Source organism: Aeromonas dhakensis (genome assembly GCF_002285935.1).
GTDB lineage: Bacteria > Pseudomonadota > Gammaproteobacteria > Enterobacterales > Aeromonadaceae > Aeromonas > Aeromonas dhakensis.
The window spans coordinates 4,335,389-4,354,161 of sequence record NZ_CP023141.1; the positions used below are offsets into that span (position 1 = coordinate 4,335,389).

The window sequence follows — 18,773 nt, forward strand, 5'->3', positions numbered from 1 at the left end:
AAGTGTGATGGAAAAACCGGCCAGCGGAGCAATAAAAATGCGGCACCTGGGTACCGCACTTTTGCTTCATTCGACCCGCCTGGCGTATTAGTCGCGACTGGCCTCGTAGGCGGCCAGCTCGTGCCGGTAACGGGCGATGGTCTCGTCGCTCAGCGGGCTGCGATCCACGTCAGTCAGCATGGCATCGAGATCGCTGGCCAGCTGGTCGGCAGACTGCAGCATGTGCTCGAAGGCAAAGGCTGCGTTGCTGCGCAGCGGCAGCTGCATGAAGAGCGACACGCCCGGAGTGGTGAACTGCTCCATCCGGTACGGATTGAAGGTACCTGGCTTGACCATGTTGATCATGGAGAAGAGCACTTCGCCCTTGCCGTTGAGATCCTCGTGGCGATGGAAGATGTCCATCTCGCCAAACTTGAAGCCCAGTGCCAGCAGGGAAGAGATCAGGGTCGCCCCCTGCAGGTCGTGGCCGGGGCGCGCCATCAGGTTGATGACATAGACATCCTGCCAGATCTTCTCGACCGGCTGACGTTCAATCTGCGGCTCCGGCACCGGCTCTTCATAGGCGGGCTCCTCGTAGGCAGGCTCGGGGGCTGCGTAACGGGGCTGCGCCTTGTATTCGGGCGCGGCGGCCTGGGCCTGTTCACGGGCACCGAAGGTGGGTGCGGTGGCGTAGGCTGGCTCCACCAGCGGTTCTTCGTCCAGCGGCTGCAGCAGCGGCTCACGCTGGGGACGGGAACGGTGGACCGGGGTACGACGGATCACCTGGGCAGGCTTGCGCACCGGCGCGGCAGGCACCTCCTCCACAGGCTCGGCGGCCGGCTCCTCATACTCCTCCTCCTCTTCATAGACGGGAGGCGGAGGCACGGGGCGAGCGGCAGGCTTGCGTACCACGGGCGGCGGCAGATCGGCGTCATCATCTTCTTCATCGTCGAAGGCGGGCGCGGGGGCGCGACGGCTGACGTCCGGCTGGCGGGGTTCATCATGGTGGAGCTTGGGCTCGGCACGACGGCCACCGCTGACCACTCGCACCTGACCGATGCCATCGCTGTCGAAGGCGTCGTTGTCACGATCCCGTGATTTGGATTCCATCCGGCCCAGAGGTTTCTCTTTGATCGGTGCCTGACGATTCTTTCTGTTGCTCCACAACCCGTGAATGAGCAATGCCGCGATGGCAATACCGCCCAGGGCAACCAAGATGTAACGCAATTCCTGCATTAGCTGCTTCTCTTTCTAGTTTTGCTCAGCCAAAGCGACGGCTTCACCGATATCGACCGACACTATGCGCGAAACCCCGGGCTCTTGCATCGTGACGCCAACCAGCTGCTCAGCCATCTCCATGGAGACCTTATTATGACTGATGTAAACGAACTGTACTGTGCTCGACATCTCTTTGACAAGAGAACAGAAGCGACCGACGTTCACTTCATCGAGCGGTGCATCCACCTCATCCAGCAGACAGAAAGGTGCCGGATTGAGTCTGAAGATGGCAAAAACCAGCGCAAGAGCGGTTAACGCCTTCTCCCCCCCGGAAAGCAGGGCAATGGTAGCATTCTTCTTACCCGGAGGTCTCGCCATGATGCTCACTCCAGCCTCCAAAAGATCATCGGAGGTGAGCTCAAGCCAGGCACTGCCCCCACCGAACACTTTTGGAAACAGGGATTTTAAATCTTCGTTGACCTTATCGAAAGTGTCACGGAAGCGTATTTGTGTCTCTTTATCAATTCTTTTAATGGCTTGGCTCAAGGTTTCCAGTGCCTGCTCCAGATCCTGGCACTGGTTTTCCAGGTAGCTTGCGCGGGTTTTCGCCTCTTCATACTCCTCCAGCGCCGCCAGGTTGATGGCGCCAAGCGCCTCCACCTGCGCCTCCAGGGTCTGGATCTCCTGGCGCAGCTTGCCGCGATCAGCCGCTATCAGCACCGCCTGATCGAGATCCACCAGCCGTACCCCCAGCTCTTCGAACTGCTCGTGCAGCCCCTGTCGGCGGGTGAGGTTGCGTTCGCGCTCGAGCCGCAGGGTCGCCAGCTTCTCCTGTATCTGCACCAGCTGTTTGTGATCGGCGCTTCTGGCCTGCTCCAGCTCGGTCAGCTGGCGATCCAATTCTGCAAGCCGCTGATGACAGGCAAGTTGCTGTTCCTCGAGGCTGCGCTGCTCGGCCAGCAGGGGCGACAGATCCTGACTCGAAGTGGTCCCCGGCTCCTTGAGCTCGGCCAGCTCCAGCCCGAGGCGGGCCAGCTCCTGCTCGCGCAGGATGATGAGTTGGCGCAGGTTCTGCTGCTCCAGTTGCAGCCGTTGGCAGGCGGCCTGCTGCTGCTCACGACGCAGGCGGGCCTCTTCCACAGCGCGATCCGCCGCGCTCGCCTGCTCCTGGGCGAGCAGCAGCGCCTCCGCCAGCGCCTCCCCCTGCTCCTGCAGCTCGCCAAGGGCCGCTTCATCCTGCTCAAGCCGCTCCCCGGCCGACACCAGCCGCTGCGCCTCCTCGGCCTGCTCCTTATCCAGCCGGATCAGCTCCTCTCCCAGCTGGCCGAGGCGCTGCAACCGCGCCTGGCGCTGCCCTTCGCGCAGGCTCCAAGCCTCACGCAGTTGCTGCCACTGCTGCTCCTGCTCGCGCAGGGTGCGCTGGGCCAGTTCATGGGCGCTGTGCAGCTGGGCCCGCGCCGCATCGGCGGCGGCAAGCTGCTCATCGAGTCGGCGCAGCGCCTCCCGGCCCGCGACCAGCTCGCTGTGCAACCGCTCACGTTCGCCGAGCAGCGCCAGGGTGCCGAGGGCCATGCCCTCCCCCAGATCCGCCCAGTTGGGGCCGAACCAGTCACCGGCAGGAGTGAGCAGCGACTCACCGGCAGAGAGGCTGTGCAGGCGGGCCTGCGCCTCTTCCCGGCTCTCTGCCAGCCAGATGGCGTTGAGGAAGGCGGGTATGTGCTCACCGCCCAGTTGCGCCGCCAGGGTGCCGGCAACCGCCGGCCGGGCCGGACCGATCCAGAGCCCGGATTGCGCCAGATTGCACTCGTCCGCCGGCGTGGCGGTGAGCCAGCGCCCCAGCACCTTGTCCAGCCCCCGGGCCCACTCGGGGGGGACCTGCAGCCGATCCGCCAGGGTGGCGCCCGCCATCTGCTCCCCCAGGATCTGATCCAGGGTGGCGAGGCGAGCCTCCAGTTCGCGCAGCAAGCCCTGCTGGCGCCCCTGCGCTGCCTTGAGCTCTTCGTGGCGGGCCACGCCGGCCTGCCACGCCGCTTCGGCTTCTTCATGGCGGGCGCGAGAGAGCGAGAGCGTCGCCGCCAGCGCATCGAGCGCCGGTTGCAGGTTCTCCCCCTCCCCGCCGAGGGGCCCGGCCTGTTCATCTTCCAGCTTGAGACGGGCGAGCCGGGTCTTGGCCTGCAGCTCCTGCAGGCCGTTCACCTCGGCGCGGGTCTGGTTGAGCCGCCCCTGCAACTGGCCCAGCTGCTGCTGCCACTGCTGCTGGCGCTGGCGCGCCTGCTCGAGCCGCTCGCCCGCCGCCGCGCGCACACTCTGCTGGTCGGTAAGCAACTGCTCACACTGCTCGAGGCGCGCCGACGCCACCTCCCCCTGCAGAGTGCTTTCGCCCAGTTGTTCCAGCTGGCCGGCCAGCTGGGTCTTGAGCCCCTCGATGCGTTCGCCAAGGGCCTGCCGCCTTGCCTGCCAGTCACGACCGAGTTCGGTTTGGTGCAGTTGCTGCTGCTCGAGGCGGGCGATGGCCTGGCCGCCGAGAAAAATCTGTTGCTGACGGCTTGCCTGTTCGGCCTGCGCCTCCTGGCGGGCGACCGACAGGGTGACGTGGCGCCCCTCATCGGCGGTGCGCTTGGCATCGAGGGCCGCCAGCGCCTGCTCGGTCTGGGCAAGTTCGGTCTTGGCCTCGCCCAGACGCGTCTCCAGCGCCCACAGTTCCGAGCCGATCAGCTCGGCGCGGGCAGCGCGACTGCGGCTCTTGAGCTGCTTGTAGCGCTCGGCGGTCTCGGCCTGGGCTTTGAGATGGTCGAGGCGCGACCCCAGTTCGCAGCGGATGTCGCCGAGGCGCTCCAGGTTCTCCTGGGTATGGCGGATGCGCTGTTCGGTCTCCCGGCGCCGCTCCTTATAGCGGGAGACCCCGGCGGCCTCCTCCATGAACAGCTTGAGATCGGCGGGACGGGACTCCACCAGCCGGCTGACGGTGCCCTGCTCTATGATGGCGTAGCTGCGCGGCCCGAGGCCGGTGCCGAGGAAGAGGTCGGTCACGTCCTTGCGGCGGCACTTCTGGCCATTGATCTGGTAGTGGTTGGAGCCGTCGCGCAGCACTTCGCGGCGCACCGAGATCTCGGTAAAGCGGCCGAACTCGCCGGGCACCCGGTTGTGGGGGTTGTCGAACACCAGCTCCACCGAGGCGCGGCCGTGGGCGCTGCGGTTGACGGAGCCGTTGAAGATGACGTCGGTCATGTTCTCGCCACGCAGATGGCGGGCGGAGCTCTCTCCCAGCACCCAGCGCACGGCGTCGATGACGTTGGATTTGCCGCAGCCATTGGGCCCCACCACGGCAGTCATGTCGGCGTTGAGTTCGATGCGGGTCGGCTCGACAAACGACTTGAAGCCGACGAGTTTGATCAATTTCAGACGCATGGCGGCCTATGTCGGTAACGAAATAAAGAGGAGGCGGGCAGGCGACTTTACCAAATCAAAAGCTTGTTTGTAATATGCTGGCAGTTTCCCATGAACAGATGGAGCTCCGATGAGCCACTCCCCCCGTATGGTAAAAGACTCGATCAGCGGCGCAGACTACTTTCTGCGCGGCTTCTCCCTCATTCGCCAGCCCGGCATCCGCACCTTCGTGCTGATCCCCCTGCTGGTCAACTTCGTGCTGTTTGCAGGGGCCTTCTACGCCCTGCTGCTGCAGCTGGATGGCCTGTTCGCCTGGCTGCACCAGCAGATCCCGAGCTGGCTCGACTGGCTGGACTACCTGCTCTGGCCCATCGCCCTCATTACCATACTGGTGGTCTTCTCCTTCCTGTTCAGCTCGGTGGCCAACTGGATAGCCGCCCCCTTCAACGGCCTGCTGGCGGAGAAGGTGGAGCAGGCGCTCACCGGCGAGGCGGCCAACGACACCGGCATGCTGGACATCGTCAAGGATGTGCCACGCACCTTCGGCCGCGAGTGGATCAAGCTCAAATACTACCTGCCCAAGGCCATCGGCTGCCTGATCCTGTTCCTTATTCCTGTGGTGGGCCAGACCCTGGCGCCTGTGCTCTGGTTCCTGTTCAGCGCCTGGATGATGGCAATCCAGTATGTCGACTATCCGTTCGACAATCACAAGATCGACTTCATCACCATGCGCGATGCCCTCAAGCAGCGCCGCGGCAAGTGCCTGAGCTTCGGCGCCCTGGTCACCCTCTTCTCCGCCATCCCGGTGGTGAACCTGTTCGTGATGCCGGTCGCCATCTGCGGCGCCACCGCCATGTGGGTCGATCACTACCGCAGCGAACAGCTCAAACGCTGACCCGGACAAGCATGATGAAAAATGGGGGCGAAAGCCCCCTTTTCATTACTTAATCTAATGCATATATAAGTTTGCTTGTCCCGCCAGCGCTAGATTGTTAGGATGCGGGCCTTTCTCGCACCCTGGGATATCTCATGTTACATGCACTCTTCTTGCTGGGCCTGGTGGCCGAAGGGATGACAGGCGCGCTGGCCGCGGGCCGGCGACGGATGGACTTGTTCGGCGTGGTGATCATCGCCTCGGCGACGGCCATCGGTGGCGGTACCATCCGCGACGTGCTGCTGGGCCATTACCCTCTGCTCTGGGTCGAACACCCGGAGTATGTGCTGCTGGTCGCCGGCGCGGCCATGGCCGGCGTCATCTCGGCACCGCTGATGCGCTATCTCGGCAAACTGTTCATGGCGCTCGATGCTCTGGGGCTGGTGGTCTTCTCCATCTTCGGTGCGGCCAGGGCGCTGGAGATGGGTCACGGCGCCGGCATCGCCTGCATCATGGCGGTGGTGACGGGGGCCTTCGGCGGCGTGCTCAGGGATCTGCTCTGCCAGCGCATTCCGCTGGTGTTTCGCCGCGAGCTCTATGCTGCCATCTCGCTGGTGACCGCCGCCCTCTACTGCCTGGCGCTGGATCAGGGCCTGCCCAACGACTGGGCCGCCTTCGGTGCCATCGGCATCGGCTTCGTGCTGCGCCTGCTGGCGGTGCGCTTCAAGTGGGGGCTGCCCACCTTCCACTATCAGTACGCCGCGCACTGAGCGCGCCAGCTTCTGGCGAGCCGGTACGGATCACAGCCAACAAAAAAGCGCCGGTCAGGCGCTTTTTTGTTGGGCAAGGGGGCAGCAACTGCCTCAGTTGATCCCTTCCGAGCTGAAGAAGGTCGCCTTGTCGGCGATGAAACGGATCTTGATGTTCTTGCCCTCGTCGCCCCAGATGCAGCTGGTGGTGCCCAGCGCATCGTCACAACGCTCGGCCTTGCCGAGGATGCTGCTCGCCTCGGCATAGCTGATCCCCATCTTGAGCTTGTCGTAGTTTTCGCGGTTGAGCTTGCCACAACCGGTCAGCAGCAGGGCAATCAGCCCGCCAAGCAAAATATGTTTCATCTGGTTCTCCTCTGCATGGTGTCCAGAGCCTACCAGCTCGGCCACCCCGCTGACCAGTCACCCGCCGGGCCGATGCGGCCAGCAAACCGCCGTTACCAGCTGCGCACGGGCCCGGTGTCGAGGTGCACGAAGTTGTCGCTCGGGTAGTAACCGACGCCGCCCACCTTGAGATGAAGCGCCGCCTTGCGCAGGTGCGCCAGCTGTACCCCGGGGATCCGCACGTCCACCGCCTGCCCTAGGGTGTGATAGCTGTGCTTGGCTACCCCGCGGCTGCGACTGCGCTTCTGGCGATTGGTTACGGGGGAGCGATAGCCCGAGATGAGCTGGATTTCGCCGTGGCGACCCAGCTTGTGCTGCAGCAGGTAGAGCTGGTCGAACAGCTTCCTGTCGATGTTGAACACTTCGTTGCGACGGTAGTCGCGAAAGATGTGGTTGAGCTCGGCCAGCCCGTCTTTCAGATAGCGGCCATCTTCCCAGTAGCTGGTGCGCACCCGCTCACCGGTATTGAGATTGAAGAAGCTGAGTTCACGTCCCGCCGTACTGCGGCTCGCCATGGCGGGGAAGGACAACAGCGAGCCCCCCAGCAGGCAACCGGCACCCAGCAGCAGGCGACGTCGGCTTATCTCTTGATCAAGCATCCCTTGTCCGTCCATCGCAATGTTGAGGTGAAACCGTTGAATGAATTTGATACAGGCGCTTGAAACTACCCGCCGAGCCGGCCGCTGTCAAACCGCAAGGGGCCATGAAAAAGCCCGGCGCAGGCCGGGCTTTTCACTCTGTGGCGAGGATCACAGCAGGCGACTCTGGTAGCTGACTCGATCAAATCCATAGATGTCGTTGCGCAGTTGCTGACGCCCCTCCTCGTCGATCCAGCTGCTCCAGTAGACGGTGAACACCGGGATCGGAGTGGTCAGCGGCAGCCACTTGGTCTGGCTCTCTTTCAGGATGCTGGCCACCTTGTCGGGCTGGTAGCGGGAGTCCGCCAGCAGCAACTCGGCCAGATCGTCGGCGTGCTCCACCCGGATGCAACCCGAACTGAAGGCGCGCGCGCCTTGCTCGAACAGCGCCTTGCGCGGAGTCGAGTGCAGGTAGATCGCCTCGTTGTTGGGCAGATAGAACTTGTAGCGACCCAGTGCATTGTGATCGCCCGGCTTTTGCCGCAGACGATAGGGGAAACCGGACGCCAATGCCTGCTGCCAGCCCTCTTCGGTGAACTGCACCGGATTGCCTTCGCCGTCGATCACCTCGAACTGCTCGCGATTGAGGTAGGCGGGGTCACGCCCCAGCTTGGGCAGAATGTCCTTGCTCAGGATGGAGCGCGGCACATGCCAGGCCGGGTTGAGCACGATGGAGCGGATCTCGCTGGCGAGGATCGGGGTAGCCCGCTGCTCCTTGCCGACGATCACCCGGCTGGTGAATACCTCGTTGCCGGACTCCACCACGCTCAGCCGATAGTCGGGGATGTTGACCAGCACGTAGCGGGCACCGGAGAGCTGATCCACCAGGTCACGCCGCCACAGGTTGCGCAGCAGCAAGCTGGCGCGCACCTCGGGCCCGGTGTTGAGCCAGCTGCGGGTCTGCCGGCCTATGATGCCGTCGGCGGTCAGGCCGTGGCGGCGCTGGAACTGCTTGACCGCCTGCAGGGTGTCGTCGTCGTAGGTGGCGTCATCATGGCGCGGGGCCGTGTCGCCCAGCTCGTTGAGGATGGAGCGGATCTGGCCCAGCTCCGGGGAAACCTCGCCGGCTCGCAGGGTTGGCATGGTCAGGGTCGGCCACTTCTTGGCCATGGGCAGCGCCAGCAGCTTGCGCACTTCCTCGCGCACCGCCTCGTATTCCGCGACCTGGGGTCTGAGCTGCTTGACCTGTTCCAGCAGGTTGTCGCCGGCCGGCTCGTGAGCCAGCGGCTTGTTCAGATTGAGTTTGAGGGTCTGCATCTGCTCGCGGGAGACCAGATCCATGGCGCGCCATGCCTGCTGGAACCGGGCCAGCTTGCCAAACGCCTCGTCATAGAGGGCGCCGCGCTGATCTGACGGCTTGGCCTGCAGCTTCTTCCAGAGCGTATAGAAATCCGGGTGCAGCTGGGCCAGCACGGCCTCCTGCAGTTGCTGCTCCAGCTCTTGCCTGGCCTGCTCCGCCGTCCGGTTCTGATACCAGTCGTGCTGCTCCGCCGCATTGCTCACCACCACCTGGCCTTCGCTGGCCTGTGCCATGGCCGCTGGCCAGCAGCCCAGCCAGATCAGGTTTGCCAATGCCAGCCAATACTTCTTCCCCATGCTTACCTCAAGATAGGTTCACTTCAATCCGTCAGACCCGGCGGTCAAGGCGCTCATCATGCGTGAATGCCCGCGACTTTGCTAGCCGGCGGGCGCATAGCGCCGCCAGATAATGTCATACTCATTTGTTGCTTTAAACTTGGCCAGCTCGCGATTGAACTCCCGCACGAATTCGGGAGACAGCCGTTTCTTGCTGAACATGAAAAAGGTCGGTGCTTCATATACGGCCATGGCATGGGGCACGATCAGATCGCTCAACCCCTCCTTCTTCAAGCCCCAGGGGGTGGCCAGCACATCGCCGAGAAAACCGTCGATGCGTCCCAACACCAGCTTGCCGTAGTTCTGCTCGTCGTTCACCACGCTCACCTGAGCGGCATAACGACGCAGCAGCTCGCTGATTTCGGCGCCGTAGTAGTAGTCCTTGGTGATCCCCAGGGTATGCCCGTCAGCCAGCCAGCTCGCCAGGTCGGTGTCGGCATAGGCGTCTGACTTGCGGATCCAGAGCACACTGCGGCCCGGATTGTAGGCATCGGAAAACCAGGCGTAACGGGCACGATCCTCGTTGAAGTAGGCCTCCATGGCGATGTCGACTACCCCCAACTCCAGGCCGTGCAACACCCGTTTCCAGGGCATCTCCACGTAGCTGGCCTTGCAATCCAGCCGTTTGAGCATGGCGTTGAGCGCCTCGATGGCAAAGCCCTGCAGCTCTTTCTTGCCGGCCGCGGCCTCGAGGTAATAGTGATAGGGCGGCCAGTTGTCATAACCGATCCGCAAGGGAGCAGGGCACAGCGCATTTGCCGATACCAGCGGTGTCAGCAACCAGAGCATCCAGCAGCAGAGTTTCAGCTTCATGGGTCATCCTTGACGGCGTATCAGCTCATCATAAATCGGCCTCGGCAAAATGGCGACAGATCCTGCCACAGGGATGCAGACCATGATCGGGGCACCGAAAAAGCGGCATCGCCCGAGCAGAAAAGGGGCCCGGCCAGCCCGCCACAACAGGGCCTGGGGGCTAGCTAAAAAGAGGGAGAAGCGACATTTGGAACACCAATCAGAAAGGGGTTAATATGTGACCAAATATATTTTTGTGATCCACTATGCTTTTTTTGCAATTGGATTAGCATATGCGCGAAATCAGCCTACAAACCGTGAGGCGCAGAGAGTGATATGACGTACAAAAAGTTTGGTTTTCTGACCGCCATCATGGCGCTGAGTGGTTTCTATCTCTACACCCTCTATCTGGCCGCCCACCCCAACGTGAGCCTGGCCTACAAGCTCTATTACCTGGAAGGCAAGACCCGCTTCTGGGAGCACAACTCCAGCATGACCTACCAGCCCGGCAACGAGCTCAATCTGACCAAGCCGAGCCGCTTCCTCTCCAGCGAAGGCTGGGCCAAGAAACCGAGCGCGGACGGCACCGAACTGAGCGGCCAGGGTGGCCTCTATTTCGTGCTGCCCAAGCAGCAGGCACAGCCGGAAGAGCTGACCATCCAGGCCCGGGTCAACAGCCCGCAGGCCGGCGCCCTGCTCAAGGTGGCACTGGGTCACGATTTCACTACCACCGTCAAGCTGGCCAAGGCCGGCATCAACGAGATCCGTCTCAGCCTGCCGGGCGAGTCGCTGACCTCGGATCCCAAGCGTCCCAACTTTCTGGCGCTCTCCGCCCCGACACCGCTCAACGTCCAGTCGGTGCGCTTGACCGTCGCCCAGTAAGACGTATTCTCCAATACGCTGTTTTATAAAATAATTTTCCAAATAAGGAAGTTTTCATGTCGCATGCCGATTTTCGACTCTCTCTGATCGTTCCCGTTTACAACGAGGAAGAGAGCATAGATGCCTTCATCAACGCGATAGATAACGAACTGGCGCCGCTCAAGGATCAGCTGGAAATTGTATTCGTCAACGACGGCAGCCGCGACCGCACCCGTGAGGTGGTCGAGCAGGCCATCGCCCGCGACCCGCGCGTCACCCTGGTCAACCTGGCCCGCAACTTCGGCAAGGAAGCGGCCATGACCGCCGGCCTGCATCACGCCAAGGGTGATGCCGTGGTGCCGATGGACGTGGACCTGCAGGATCCGCCCTCGCTCATTCTCGAATTCGTCAAGCTGTGGCAGACCGGCGACTACGACACCGTCTACGGCATCCGGGTGGATCGCAGCGCCGACACCCCGATGAAGCGTCTCACCGCCGGCGGCTTCTACCGCTTCTTCAACGCCCTCTCCACCAGCACCAAGCTGCCGGAGAACGCCGGCGACTTCCGTCTGATCGACCGCAAGGTGGTCGAGGCGATCAAGCAGCTGCCGGAGCGCAACCGCTTCATGAAGGGGCTGTTCGCCTGGGCAGGTTTCCGCGCCGTCGGTGTGCCCTACGAGCGCCCTGCTCGCCATGCCGGCGAGACCAAGTTCAACTACTGGAAGCTGTGGAACTTCGCCCTCGACGGTCTGATGAGCTTCTCCAGCTGGCCGCTGCGGGTATGGAGCTATGTCGGCGTCGGCGTCTCCTTCGTCGCCTTCCTCTACATCCTCAAGATCGTCACCCAGGTGGTCTTCTTCGGCATCGACGTGCCGGGTTACGCCTCCCTGATGTCGGTGGTGCTGTTCCTCGGCGGCATCCAGCTGCTGTCGCTCGGCATCATCGGCGAGTACATCGGCCGCATGTTCGTGGAAGTGAAGCAGCGCCCCGTCTACCTCATCGAAGGGGTCTACGGCCAGTATGCCAAACAGGATGAAGAGCCCAAGCAGGATGCCGCCACCGGCACCAAGAAGAGCGCCGGCAGGAAGGCAGCTGCGAAAGCCGCTGATGACCAGCAGGAGCAGGCTTCTCAATGATCTCCCGCGAGGAATTCTGGCGGCTGGTACGTTTCGGGTTTGTCGGCGGGGGGGCCACCCTCGTCGATCTGGGCACCTCCATCGCACTGTTTCACACCTGGCCCACCATCTCGGAGCACCTGGTGACGACGCTGGCCTTTGCCATCGCGTTCTGGTTCTCCTTCTTCGGTCACCGTTACATCACCTTCCAGAAGCAGGGTGCCGCCAGCAAGTTCCTGCTGGTCGCCCTCTTCTCGCTGGCGGTGCGTAACCTGATATTGAGCGGTCTGCTGTTTGCGGGTCTTTCCGGTCTGTTACCGGTGGTGATCGCCACCCTGACGGTCACCGTGCTCACCTACCTCCTCTCCAGGATCTGGGTATTTGCCTGATGAATGACATGACTACCACCACTGCCCCCGACCAGGCGGCGCCCTATCGCCCGTCACTTCGCATCAGCGGTCGCGACTGGCTGATGATCATCGCCGCCTTCGTGCTGAGCCGGGTCGCCCTGTACGGCATGGGTTACTTCGGCGTCCAGCTCTACGGCGCCACCGACATAGGCCCGCTGCAGGCCTATTGCCAGTTTGACTGCGTCTGGTTCCAGCGCATCATCGAGAACGGCTACGACCTCTACCCGCGCTGGCTGAGCAAGGGCAACGCGGCCAACTGGGCCTTCATGCCGCTCTACCCGATGATCTCCGGCACCCTCTCCAACCTGCTCAACGTCGAGAGCCTGATCGGCCTGATGCTGGTGGCCAACCTGGCGTTCTTCGCCAGCCTGCCGCTGATGCTGCTGGTGCTGCGCCAACTCAAGCTGGGTGACGATACCGCCCGCTTCGGTGTCTGGCTGCTCGCCTTCTCCCCCTTCTCCGCCTACTTCGTCTCCGGCTATACCGAGTCGATGTTCATGGCGCTGATGCTGGGGATGTTCCTGTTCGCCTATCGCCAGCAGTGGCTGATGGTGGCCCTGCTCGGCGTCTTCATCTCCGCCACCCGCAACCTGGGGGTGATGATGGTGTTCCCGGTGCTGATCCTGGCGCTGCAGGCCTACGGCTGGCGCGAGTTCTTCCGCTTCACCGAGCGCGCCTTCAAGGTGGTGTTCACCCTCTGGATGATCCCGCTCGGCCTGTTCGCCTACATGTTCTATCTCTATCACCTCACCGGTGACGCGCTGGCCTTCAAGCACATCCAGGTGGCCTGGGGCCGTTACATGGACAGCCCGCTGGACTGGTGGCTGAGCGGCTTCGAGCTGGGCGGACGCAAATCCTACCTCTCCATCATGGTGATGTTCGGCTGGGCGCTGAACCTCTATCTGTTCAGCCAGAAGCGCTGGGCCGAGGCGACCCTGATGTTCATCTGCTGCACCATTCCGCTGATGACAGGGCTCAACGCCATGCCGCGCTACATGTTCGGCCTCTATCCGACCATGCTGGCGATCGTGCTGTTGACTCATCGCTGGCCGGCCATTCGCCCGGCCGTGCTCTGCCTGAGCGGCATGGTGGCCTCCTTCATCGCGGTGGCCTTCGTCAACTTCAAGTTCTTCACCGTGTGACGAAGGTGGCAATGCAACAAGCCGGTCTATCGACCGGCTTTTTTTATGGGCACGACACCCCGCTCACACTTTTCCACTCTTGAAAACGTAACCATTTGAACTGATGTCACAAATCGACGGTTTGCCTGTCCAAGCGCGCCCTCATGCCTCCTAGAATGAGCCCCATTGATGGCAATCTGGTCCGCTTAACCCCAGCAAGGAATGGCTTATGCGTCGCACCCCCTCGGTTTCTTCCCTCTGGCTCGCCCTGCTGGCCTGCCCCCTCTTCCTCCATCAGGCCATGGCCGCCGAGGTGCGCCTCTACGTGGATGACCAGCCGGTCGGCGCGCCGCTGACGCTGGACAAGGGGGCGGTGCAGCTGACCCATCCGCTCACCAAGGGGAGCCACCAGATCCGCATCAGCGACGCGGGCAACAGTTGCGGCACCAGCTTCGGCCCGAGCGAGGCCAAACCGCTCCCCTTCGGCACCGCCCAGCCCATGGACAAGTGCAGCAAGGGGCAGCACTTCAACCTGCGGGTGATGCTGGCGGGGGATTATGAGTTCACCTTCAACCCGGATACCCCCAGCCTCAAGGTGCTGCGGGCCACCAGGAAGAGCGAGTTCAAGCGCCAGCCGCCAGCGGAGCCCTGCATCAGCTGGGATGGCGGCCCGGTGACCGTATCCCTGAAAGGAGTCTGGCCCGACGGCACTCGGCTGCGGGACGCCTACTCCGGCCAGGAAACCGTGGTCAAGGGCGGCAAGCTGACCCTGACGCCGAGTAAAGAGAGCGGCGGCCTGCTGCTGCTCGAGCCGGTCAAGGCGGCCACAGCGGCCCCCTTCAGCTGGGATCAGGCGAGCGTCTATTTCCTGCTGACCGACCGCTTCAACAACGGCGATACCGCCAACGACCACAGCTTCGGTCGCCAAAAGGACGGGCAGGATGAGGTGGCCACCTGGCACGGCGGCGACTTCAAGGGGCTGACCGCCAAGCTCGACTACATCAAGCAACTCGGCATCAACGCCATTTGGATCACCCCCATGGTGGAGCAGGTGCACGGTTTCATCGGTGGCGGCGAGCAGGGCAACTTCCCCTTCTACGCCTACCACGGCTACTGGGCGCTCGACTTCACCAAGATCGACCCCAACTACGGCGACGAGGAGAGCCTCAAGACCCTGGTGGACGAGGCCCACAAGCGCGGCATGCGCATCATCCTCGACGTGGTGATGAACCATGCCGGCTACGCCACCCTCGCCGACCTGCAAGATCTGGGGCTCACCGATCTGGCCCAAAACACAGCCAAACTACCGGCCAGCTGGAACCAGTGGCGCCCGAGCGGCGGCCTCAACTGGCATGGCTACAACCAGTTTATCGACTATCAATCACCCGCCTGGAGCAAGTGGTGGGGCACCGACTGGGTGCGGGCCGGCCTGCCCGGCTACCCGCAGCCCGGCACCGACGACGTCACCGGCTCGGTGGCAGGGCTGCCGGACTTCCTGACCGAATCCACCAAGCCGGTGGGGCTGCCGCCGCTGCTGGCGGCCAAACAGGACACCAGGGCCAAGGCACTGCCCAACGCCACCGTGAGCGACTATCTCATTGCCTGGCACACCGACTGGGTGCGCCGCTTCGGCATCGACGGCTTTCGGGCCGACACCGTCAAACACCTGGAGCCCGCCGTCTGGGCCCGCCTCAAGCAGGCTGGCACCTATGCCCTCAAGGAGTGGAAAGCCGCCAACCCGACCAAAAAGCTCGACGACCTGCCCTTCTACATGGTGGGCGAGGTGTGGGATCATGGGGTGGCCAAGGATTTCTGGTATCAAAACGGCTTCGATTCGCTGATCAACTTCGACTATCAGCGCGAGTTCGCCCTGCCCCAGGCCCAGTGCCTGGCCAGCGCCGAGCCCACCTATGCCAGTTATGCCAGCCGCATCAATCAGGATCCCGAGTTCAACGTGCTGAGCTACATCAGCTCCCACGACACCAAGCTGTTCTTCGGCGACTATCAGGACGTGCCGTTGCAGCGCCGGGTCGCCAGCAGCTTCATGCTGCTGCCGGGCGGCATCCAGATCTACTACGGCGACGAGTCCGGCCGCGGGCTCGCCAAGGATGGCGGCGTGTTCGATCAGGCGCTGCGCTCGGACATGAACTGGCAGGAGCTGGCCGGCGGCGAGAAGGCCGAGCTGGTCAAGCACTGGCAGCGGCTCGGACAGTTCCGCGCCGCCCACCCGGCGGTGGCGGCGGGCAGCCACAAGAAACTGGCCGACAGCCCCTATGCTTTCGTGCGGGAGAAGGGGGATGACAAGGTGGTGGTGGTGTTCGCCGGCCGCCAGCCGTAATCCAGCTTAAGGAATCAAACCCAAACAGAGAGGGGAGCCAGTGGCTCCCCTCTCTGTTTACACCAGTCATTCAAACCGGCGGTTGCGCCAGCGGGTTCACTGCGGCTGACGGGCCGCCGCCGGCCACTGCAGACGCGCCTTGACCAGGGTCTGCTGCCACAGCGGCCAGGCCAGCAGCGCCTGCTGATAGGCGCCCGCCTGCCCGGGCAGCTGGATGCCGTAGCTCGCCAGCCGATAAGCCATCACCGCATAGAAGGCATCGAGGATCCCCGCCTCGCCAAAATAGAAGGGGCCCCGCGCCTGGGACCAGATGGTCTGCAACCGGGCCAGCTCGCCGATGGCCTCCACCGGCGCTTCGCTGCGGGTCGGGGCGCCGAGGAAGAAGGGCAGCAGGGTGCGAATTTGGCGAAAACCGGCGTGCAGCTCGGCGCAGAGGCTGCGGGCCAGCGCCCGCTCGGCTCGAGCTTCGGGGTAGAGCCGGCGCGCGGGGCAGAGCTCGTGCAGGTATTCGGCGATGGCCAGCGAGTCGTGCACCCGCACGCCATCGTGATCGAGCCAGGGCACCAGGCCGGCGGGGGCCAGCCGCTTGAGCCGCTGCAGATCCTTGGCATCTTCCAGATCGAACACCTGCTCCTGCCACTCCAGCCCGCTCATGGCCAGCACCAGCGCCGCCCGCATTGCCCAGGTGGAGCCAGTGCCCACCGTCAATACCAGAGATCCCATCTATTGCCTCCTGCATGGGTTGTTCATGACCATCCCATCTGCCCCAATGGCACGACATCCGATGGTCGCTTCACATTTGCGCGCCGGCAGGTTTGACCCTCTCCGGGAGCGGTGCTAGTTTGATTTTCCAAAACAATCAGTTAGCAACAATGTGAGCAATGGACAGCCAATTTACCATCGTCATCGCAGATGACCACCCCCTGTTTCGGGGCGCCCTCTATCAAGCGGTGCACATGGCCATCGACGATGCCCAGCTGCTGGAAGCGGACTCCATCGACAGCCTGGCCCACCTGCTGGGTGAGCACCCGGAAGTCGACCTGCTGCTGCTCGATCTCAAGATGCCGGGGGCCAACGGCTTCTCCGGCCTCGCTCACCTGCGTGGCCAGTATCCCGACCTGCCCATCGTGGTGGTATCCGCTTCGGAAGAGCCCGCCATCATCCAGCAGGTGCTGCGACTCGGCGCGCTCGGCTTTATCCCCAAATCGGCGCCGATGAAGGAGCTGGTCAACGCCCTCAATACGGTGATCGGGGGCGACAACTGGGTGCCGGCCGGCATCTCGCTCCACCCTGAACCCTGTGAGGGCACCGATTTTGCCAGCAAGCTGGCCAGCCTCACCCCCCAGCAGTACAAGGTGCTGGTGATGCTGCGCGACGGCAGCCTCAACAAGCAGATCGCCTGGGAGCTCAACGTCTCCGAGGCCACCATCAAGGCCCACATCACCGCCATCTTCAGAAAACTCGGTGTCAAGAACCGCACCCAGGCGGTTATCGCCCTGCAGCAGATGGATATCAAGGAGAGCTGAACCCTCCCAGCAAGCCTGCACATCATCTGCCACTCGACAAATAGCACGGTCGTACTTTATGCTGCCCCGGTCAATGAAGGAGAGTGCGATGAGCAAGGGCCGGCTGACCCGCGACAACATTTTGCAGACTGCGTTCGAGCAGGCGAGCCAGCAGGGGCTGGAGAGCCTCACCATCGGCTCCCTTGCCAGCGCCTGCGAGATGTCGAAAAGCGGCCTGTTTGCCCACTTCCAGTCCCGCGACAACCTGCAGATCGCCGTGCTGGAGTACGCCGCCGAGGTGTTCCGGGAGCGGGTGATCCAGCCGGTGCGCCAGCAACAGCACGGCAGCCAGCGAGAGAAGCTGACGGCCCTGCTGCAGGCCTGGCTGGCCTGGAACCAGTGTTTCGCCGGTCGCTGCATGTTCCTCGACGCCTGGACCTCGGCCCAGGAGGGTGAGGTGCAGCAGGCCGCCCGCCAGCTGGTGCGCTTCTGGCTCGACTACCTGGCCCGCCAGGTGGTGCAGGGACAGAGCGAGGGCGAGTGGCGCAGCAACATGGATCCCTGGCGCGCCGTCTACCGCCTCTATGGCCTCTATCTGGCGGATCAGGTGTTCAATGCCCTCGACCTGTGTCAGGATCCGGCCCGCCACTTCTGGCCCGAAGTGGAGACGCTGCTGGATGGCTGGCGCTGATGGATTGACCTCTCTTTTTTAAAACCGACAAAAAAGCACGACCGTTCGCACATAAAAACCACAGGATGACCATGAGCAGCAAGATCTACTTCAACACCCGCCGCTTCAGCCCGAGCAAATGGCTGCTCGGCCTTGGCACCCGCTTGCATCACACCTTGGCCCCCGCTCATGCCAAGCGTACCGCCAGCAAGCTGCTGCTCACCCCCCAGCGCAACCAGCGGGATGACTCGGCACCGGCCGGACTGGCCAAGCAGGCCGTACACACCAGCGAAGGCACCCTGATGAGCTACCGGCTCGGCCAGGGGCCGGTCTGGCTGCTGATGCACGGCTGGTCAGGCAGCGCCAGTCAGTTCTACCCGCTGATGAGCCACATTGCGGCCCAGGGCTTCACGGCCATTGCCTACGATCACCCGGCCCACGGCCACAGCGCCGGCCATACCGGCCACCTGCCCCGCTTCGTGCGTGCCTTCGACGAACTGGTGGAGAAGATGACGGCGGAGTGCGGCCCGCTGCAGGGTGTCATCGCCCACAGCATGGGGGGCGCCGTCACCCTCTCCAGCCGTCGACGCGAGCTGGATGCCCTGCCGCTGCTGCTCATCTCGCCGGTGCTCGACTACGTGCCCCAGCTCTACGGCATGGTGGCGCGCTCCGGCTACTCCATCCGGCTGTTCGATGCGGTGGTCAAGGAGATTGAGCAGGAGTACCAGCACCCCTTGAGCACGGTCGACCCGCTGGGGCGGCTCGCCGGCCGCAGCGGGCCTGCCATCATAGTGCACGACGAGGAGGATCGCTTCGCCCCGCACGACGATTCCCTGCGCGCCACCCAGGATGGTCGCACCCGGCTGGTGAGCACCCGCGGCCTCGGCCACGGCCGCATCCTCGCCAGTGCCCCGGCCTTCGCCGCCTTCGATCAGCTGAGTGCCGCCCAGAGCAACCACTGAACAGCCTCAAAAAGGGCCTGCAAAAATGGTTGGCAAGCCTGTTTTTATATTTGATACAGCGTCTTATAGTTAAATTGCTCGGTGGCAACACCCCCAGTGGCATGCATAAGGCGC

17 protein-coding genes are annotated in these 18,773 nt (G+C 63.3%); 10 read left to right on the plus strand and 7 right to left on the minus strand.

Annotation, left to right across the window (positions count from 1 at the left end; genetic code table 11):
- Nucleotides 1-87 precede the first annotated feature (87 nt).
- On the minus strand, nucleotides 88-1,215 hold the full coding sequence (gene zipA, locus CK627_RS20025) for a cell division protein ZipA (RefSeq protein ID WP_095593203.1): 1,128 nt from the start codon (nucleotides 1,213-1,215) through the stop codon (nucleotides 88-90).
- A 15-nt stretch (nucleotides 1,216-1,230) separates the two neighbouring features.
- Nucleotides 1,231-4,605 (minus strand): AAA family ATPase, encoded by a 3,375-nt coding sequence (locus CK627_RS20030; protein ID WP_095593204.1) that lies wholly within the window; start codon nucleotides 4,603-4,605, stop codon nucleotides 1,231-1,233.
- Between the two features lie 109 nt (nucleotides 4,606-4,714).
- Between CK627_RS20030 and cysZ the strand changes: the two genes are divergently transcribed.
- Nucleotides 4,715-5,479 carry a sulfate transporter CysZ gene (cysZ, locus tag CK627_RS20035; RefSeq protein ID WP_017779872.1) on the plus strand — a complete coding sequence of 255 codons (765 nt, stop codon included), beginning with the start codon at nucleotides 4,715-4,717 and terminating at the stop codon, nucleotides 5,477-5,479.
- Between the two features lie 134 nt (nucleotides 5,480-5,613).
- Nucleotides 5,614-6,228 (plus strand): trimeric intracellular cation channel family protein, encoded by a 615-nt coding sequence (locus tag CK627_RS20040; RefSeq protein ID WP_005303366.1) that lies wholly within the window; start codon nucleotides 5,614-5,616, stop codon nucleotides 6,226-6,228.
- Nucleotides 6,229-6,321: 93 nt separating this feature from the next.
- Here CK627_RS20040 and CK627_RS20045 read toward each other — a convergent pair whose 3' ends face one another.
- The 4 genes from CK627_RS20045 to CK627_RS20060 all read right to left on the minus strand — a co-directional run bounded on the left by CK627_RS20045 (nucleotide 6,322) and on the right by CK627_RS20060 (nucleotide 9,698).
- A complete protein-coding gene (locus tag CK627_RS20045; RefSeq protein WP_005303367.1) occupies nucleotides 6,322-6,573 on the minus strand; it encodes a hypothetical protein in 252 nt (83 codons plus the stop codon).
- 92 nt (nucleotides 6,574-6,665) lie between these two features.
- Entirely contained in the window at nucleotides 6,666-7,211 is a 546-nt protein-coding gene (gene mepK, locus CK627_RS20050; RefSeq protein WP_005303369.1) for a peptidoglycan L,D-endopeptidase MepK, read from the minus strand.
- 150 nt (nucleotides 7,212-7,361) lie between these two features.
- Entirely contained in the window at nucleotides 7,362-8,846 is a 1,485-nt protein-coding gene (locus CK627_RS20055; RefSeq protein ID WP_042049738.1) for a L,D-transpeptidase family protein, read from the minus strand.
- An 81-nt stretch (nucleotides 8,847-8,927) separates the two neighbouring features.
- The gene (locus CK627_RS20060) at nucleotides 8,928-9,698 is read right to left on the minus strand and encodes a substrate-binding periplasmic protein (protein WP_095593205.1); all 771 of its coding nucleotides are present in this window, start codon (nucleotides 9,696-9,698) and stop codon (nucleotides 8,928-8,930) included.
- A 315-nt stretch (nucleotides 9,699-10,013) separates the two neighbouring features.
- Here CK627_RS20060 and CK627_RS20065 point away from each other — a divergent pair, with 315 nt between their 5' ends.
- From CK627_RS20065 to CK627_RS20085, 5 genes are all read left to right on the plus strand, one after another.
- Nucleotides 10,014-10,559 (plus strand): hypothetical protein, encoded by a 546-nt coding sequence (locus CK627_RS20065; protein WP_005303374.1) that lies wholly within the window; start codon nucleotides 10,014-10,016, stop codon nucleotides 10,557-10,559.
- Between the two features lie 56 nt (nucleotides 10,560-10,615).
- Complete coding sequence (locus tag CK627_RS20070; protein ID WP_095593206.1) at nucleotides 10,616-11,674, plus strand: glycosyltransferase family 2 protein; 1,059 nt, start codon at nucleotides 10,616-10,618, stop codon at nucleotides 11,672-11,674.
- Nucleotides 11,671-12,042, plus strand: a complete 372-nt coding sequence (locus CK627_RS20075) for a GtrA family protein (protein ID WP_005303379.1) — start codon at nucleotides 11,671-11,673, stop codon at nucleotides 12,040-12,042. Before CK627_RS20070 ends, CK627_RS20075 begins: the two co-directional genes overlap by 4 nt.
- On the plus strand, nucleotides 12,042-13,205 hold the full coding sequence (locus CK627_RS20080; RefSeq protein WP_010634754.1) for a hypothetical protein: 1,164 nt from the start codon (nucleotides 12,042-12,044) through the stop codon (nucleotides 13,203-13,205). The genes CK627_RS20075 and CK627_RS20080 overlap by 1 nt, the downstream gene beginning before the upstream one ends.
- 208 nt (nucleotides 13,206-13,413) lie before the next feature.
- Nucleotides 13,414-15,522, plus strand: coding sequence for an alpha-amylase (locus tag CK627_RS20085; RefSeq protein WP_095593207.1), 2,109 nt, complete (start codon nucleotides 13,414-13,416; stop codon nucleotides 15,520-15,522).
- A gap of 96 nt (nucleotides 15,523-15,618) precedes the next feature.
- On the opposite strand, the gene CK627_RS20090 is transcribed toward CK627_RS20085, so the two are convergent.
- On the minus strand, nucleotides 15,619-16,245 hold the full coding sequence (locus CK627_RS20090; protein WP_095593208.1) for a glutathione S-transferase: 627 nt from the start codon (nucleotides 16,243-16,245) through the stop codon (nucleotides 15,619-15,621).
- Nucleotides 16,246-16,403: 158 nt separating this feature from the next.
- Here CK627_RS20090 and CK627_RS20095 point away from each other — a divergent pair, with 158 nt between their 5' ends.
- The 3 genes from CK627_RS20095 (at nucleotide 16,404) to CK627_RS20105 (ending at nucleotide 18,659) form a co-directional block, all read left to right on the plus strand.
- Complete coding sequence (locus CK627_RS20095) at nucleotides 16,404-17,048, plus strand: response regulator transcription factor (RefSeq protein WP_095593209.1); 645 nt, start codon at nucleotides 16,404-16,406, stop codon at nucleotides 17,046-17,048.
- A gap of 88 nt (nucleotides 17,049-17,136) precedes the next feature.
- Entirely contained in the window at nucleotides 17,137-17,718 is a 582-nt protein-coding gene (locus CK627_RS20100) for a TetR/AcrR family transcriptional regulator (protein WP_095593210.1), read from the plus strand.
- A gap of 71 nt (nucleotides 17,719-17,789) precedes the next feature.
- Nucleotides 17,790-18,659 (plus strand): alpha/beta hydrolase, encoded by an 870-nt coding sequence (locus CK627_RS20105; RefSeq protein WP_167385395.1) that lies wholly within the window; start codon nucleotides 17,790-17,792, stop codon nucleotides 18,657-18,659.
- Nucleotides 18,660-18,773: the final 114 nt, after the last annotated feature.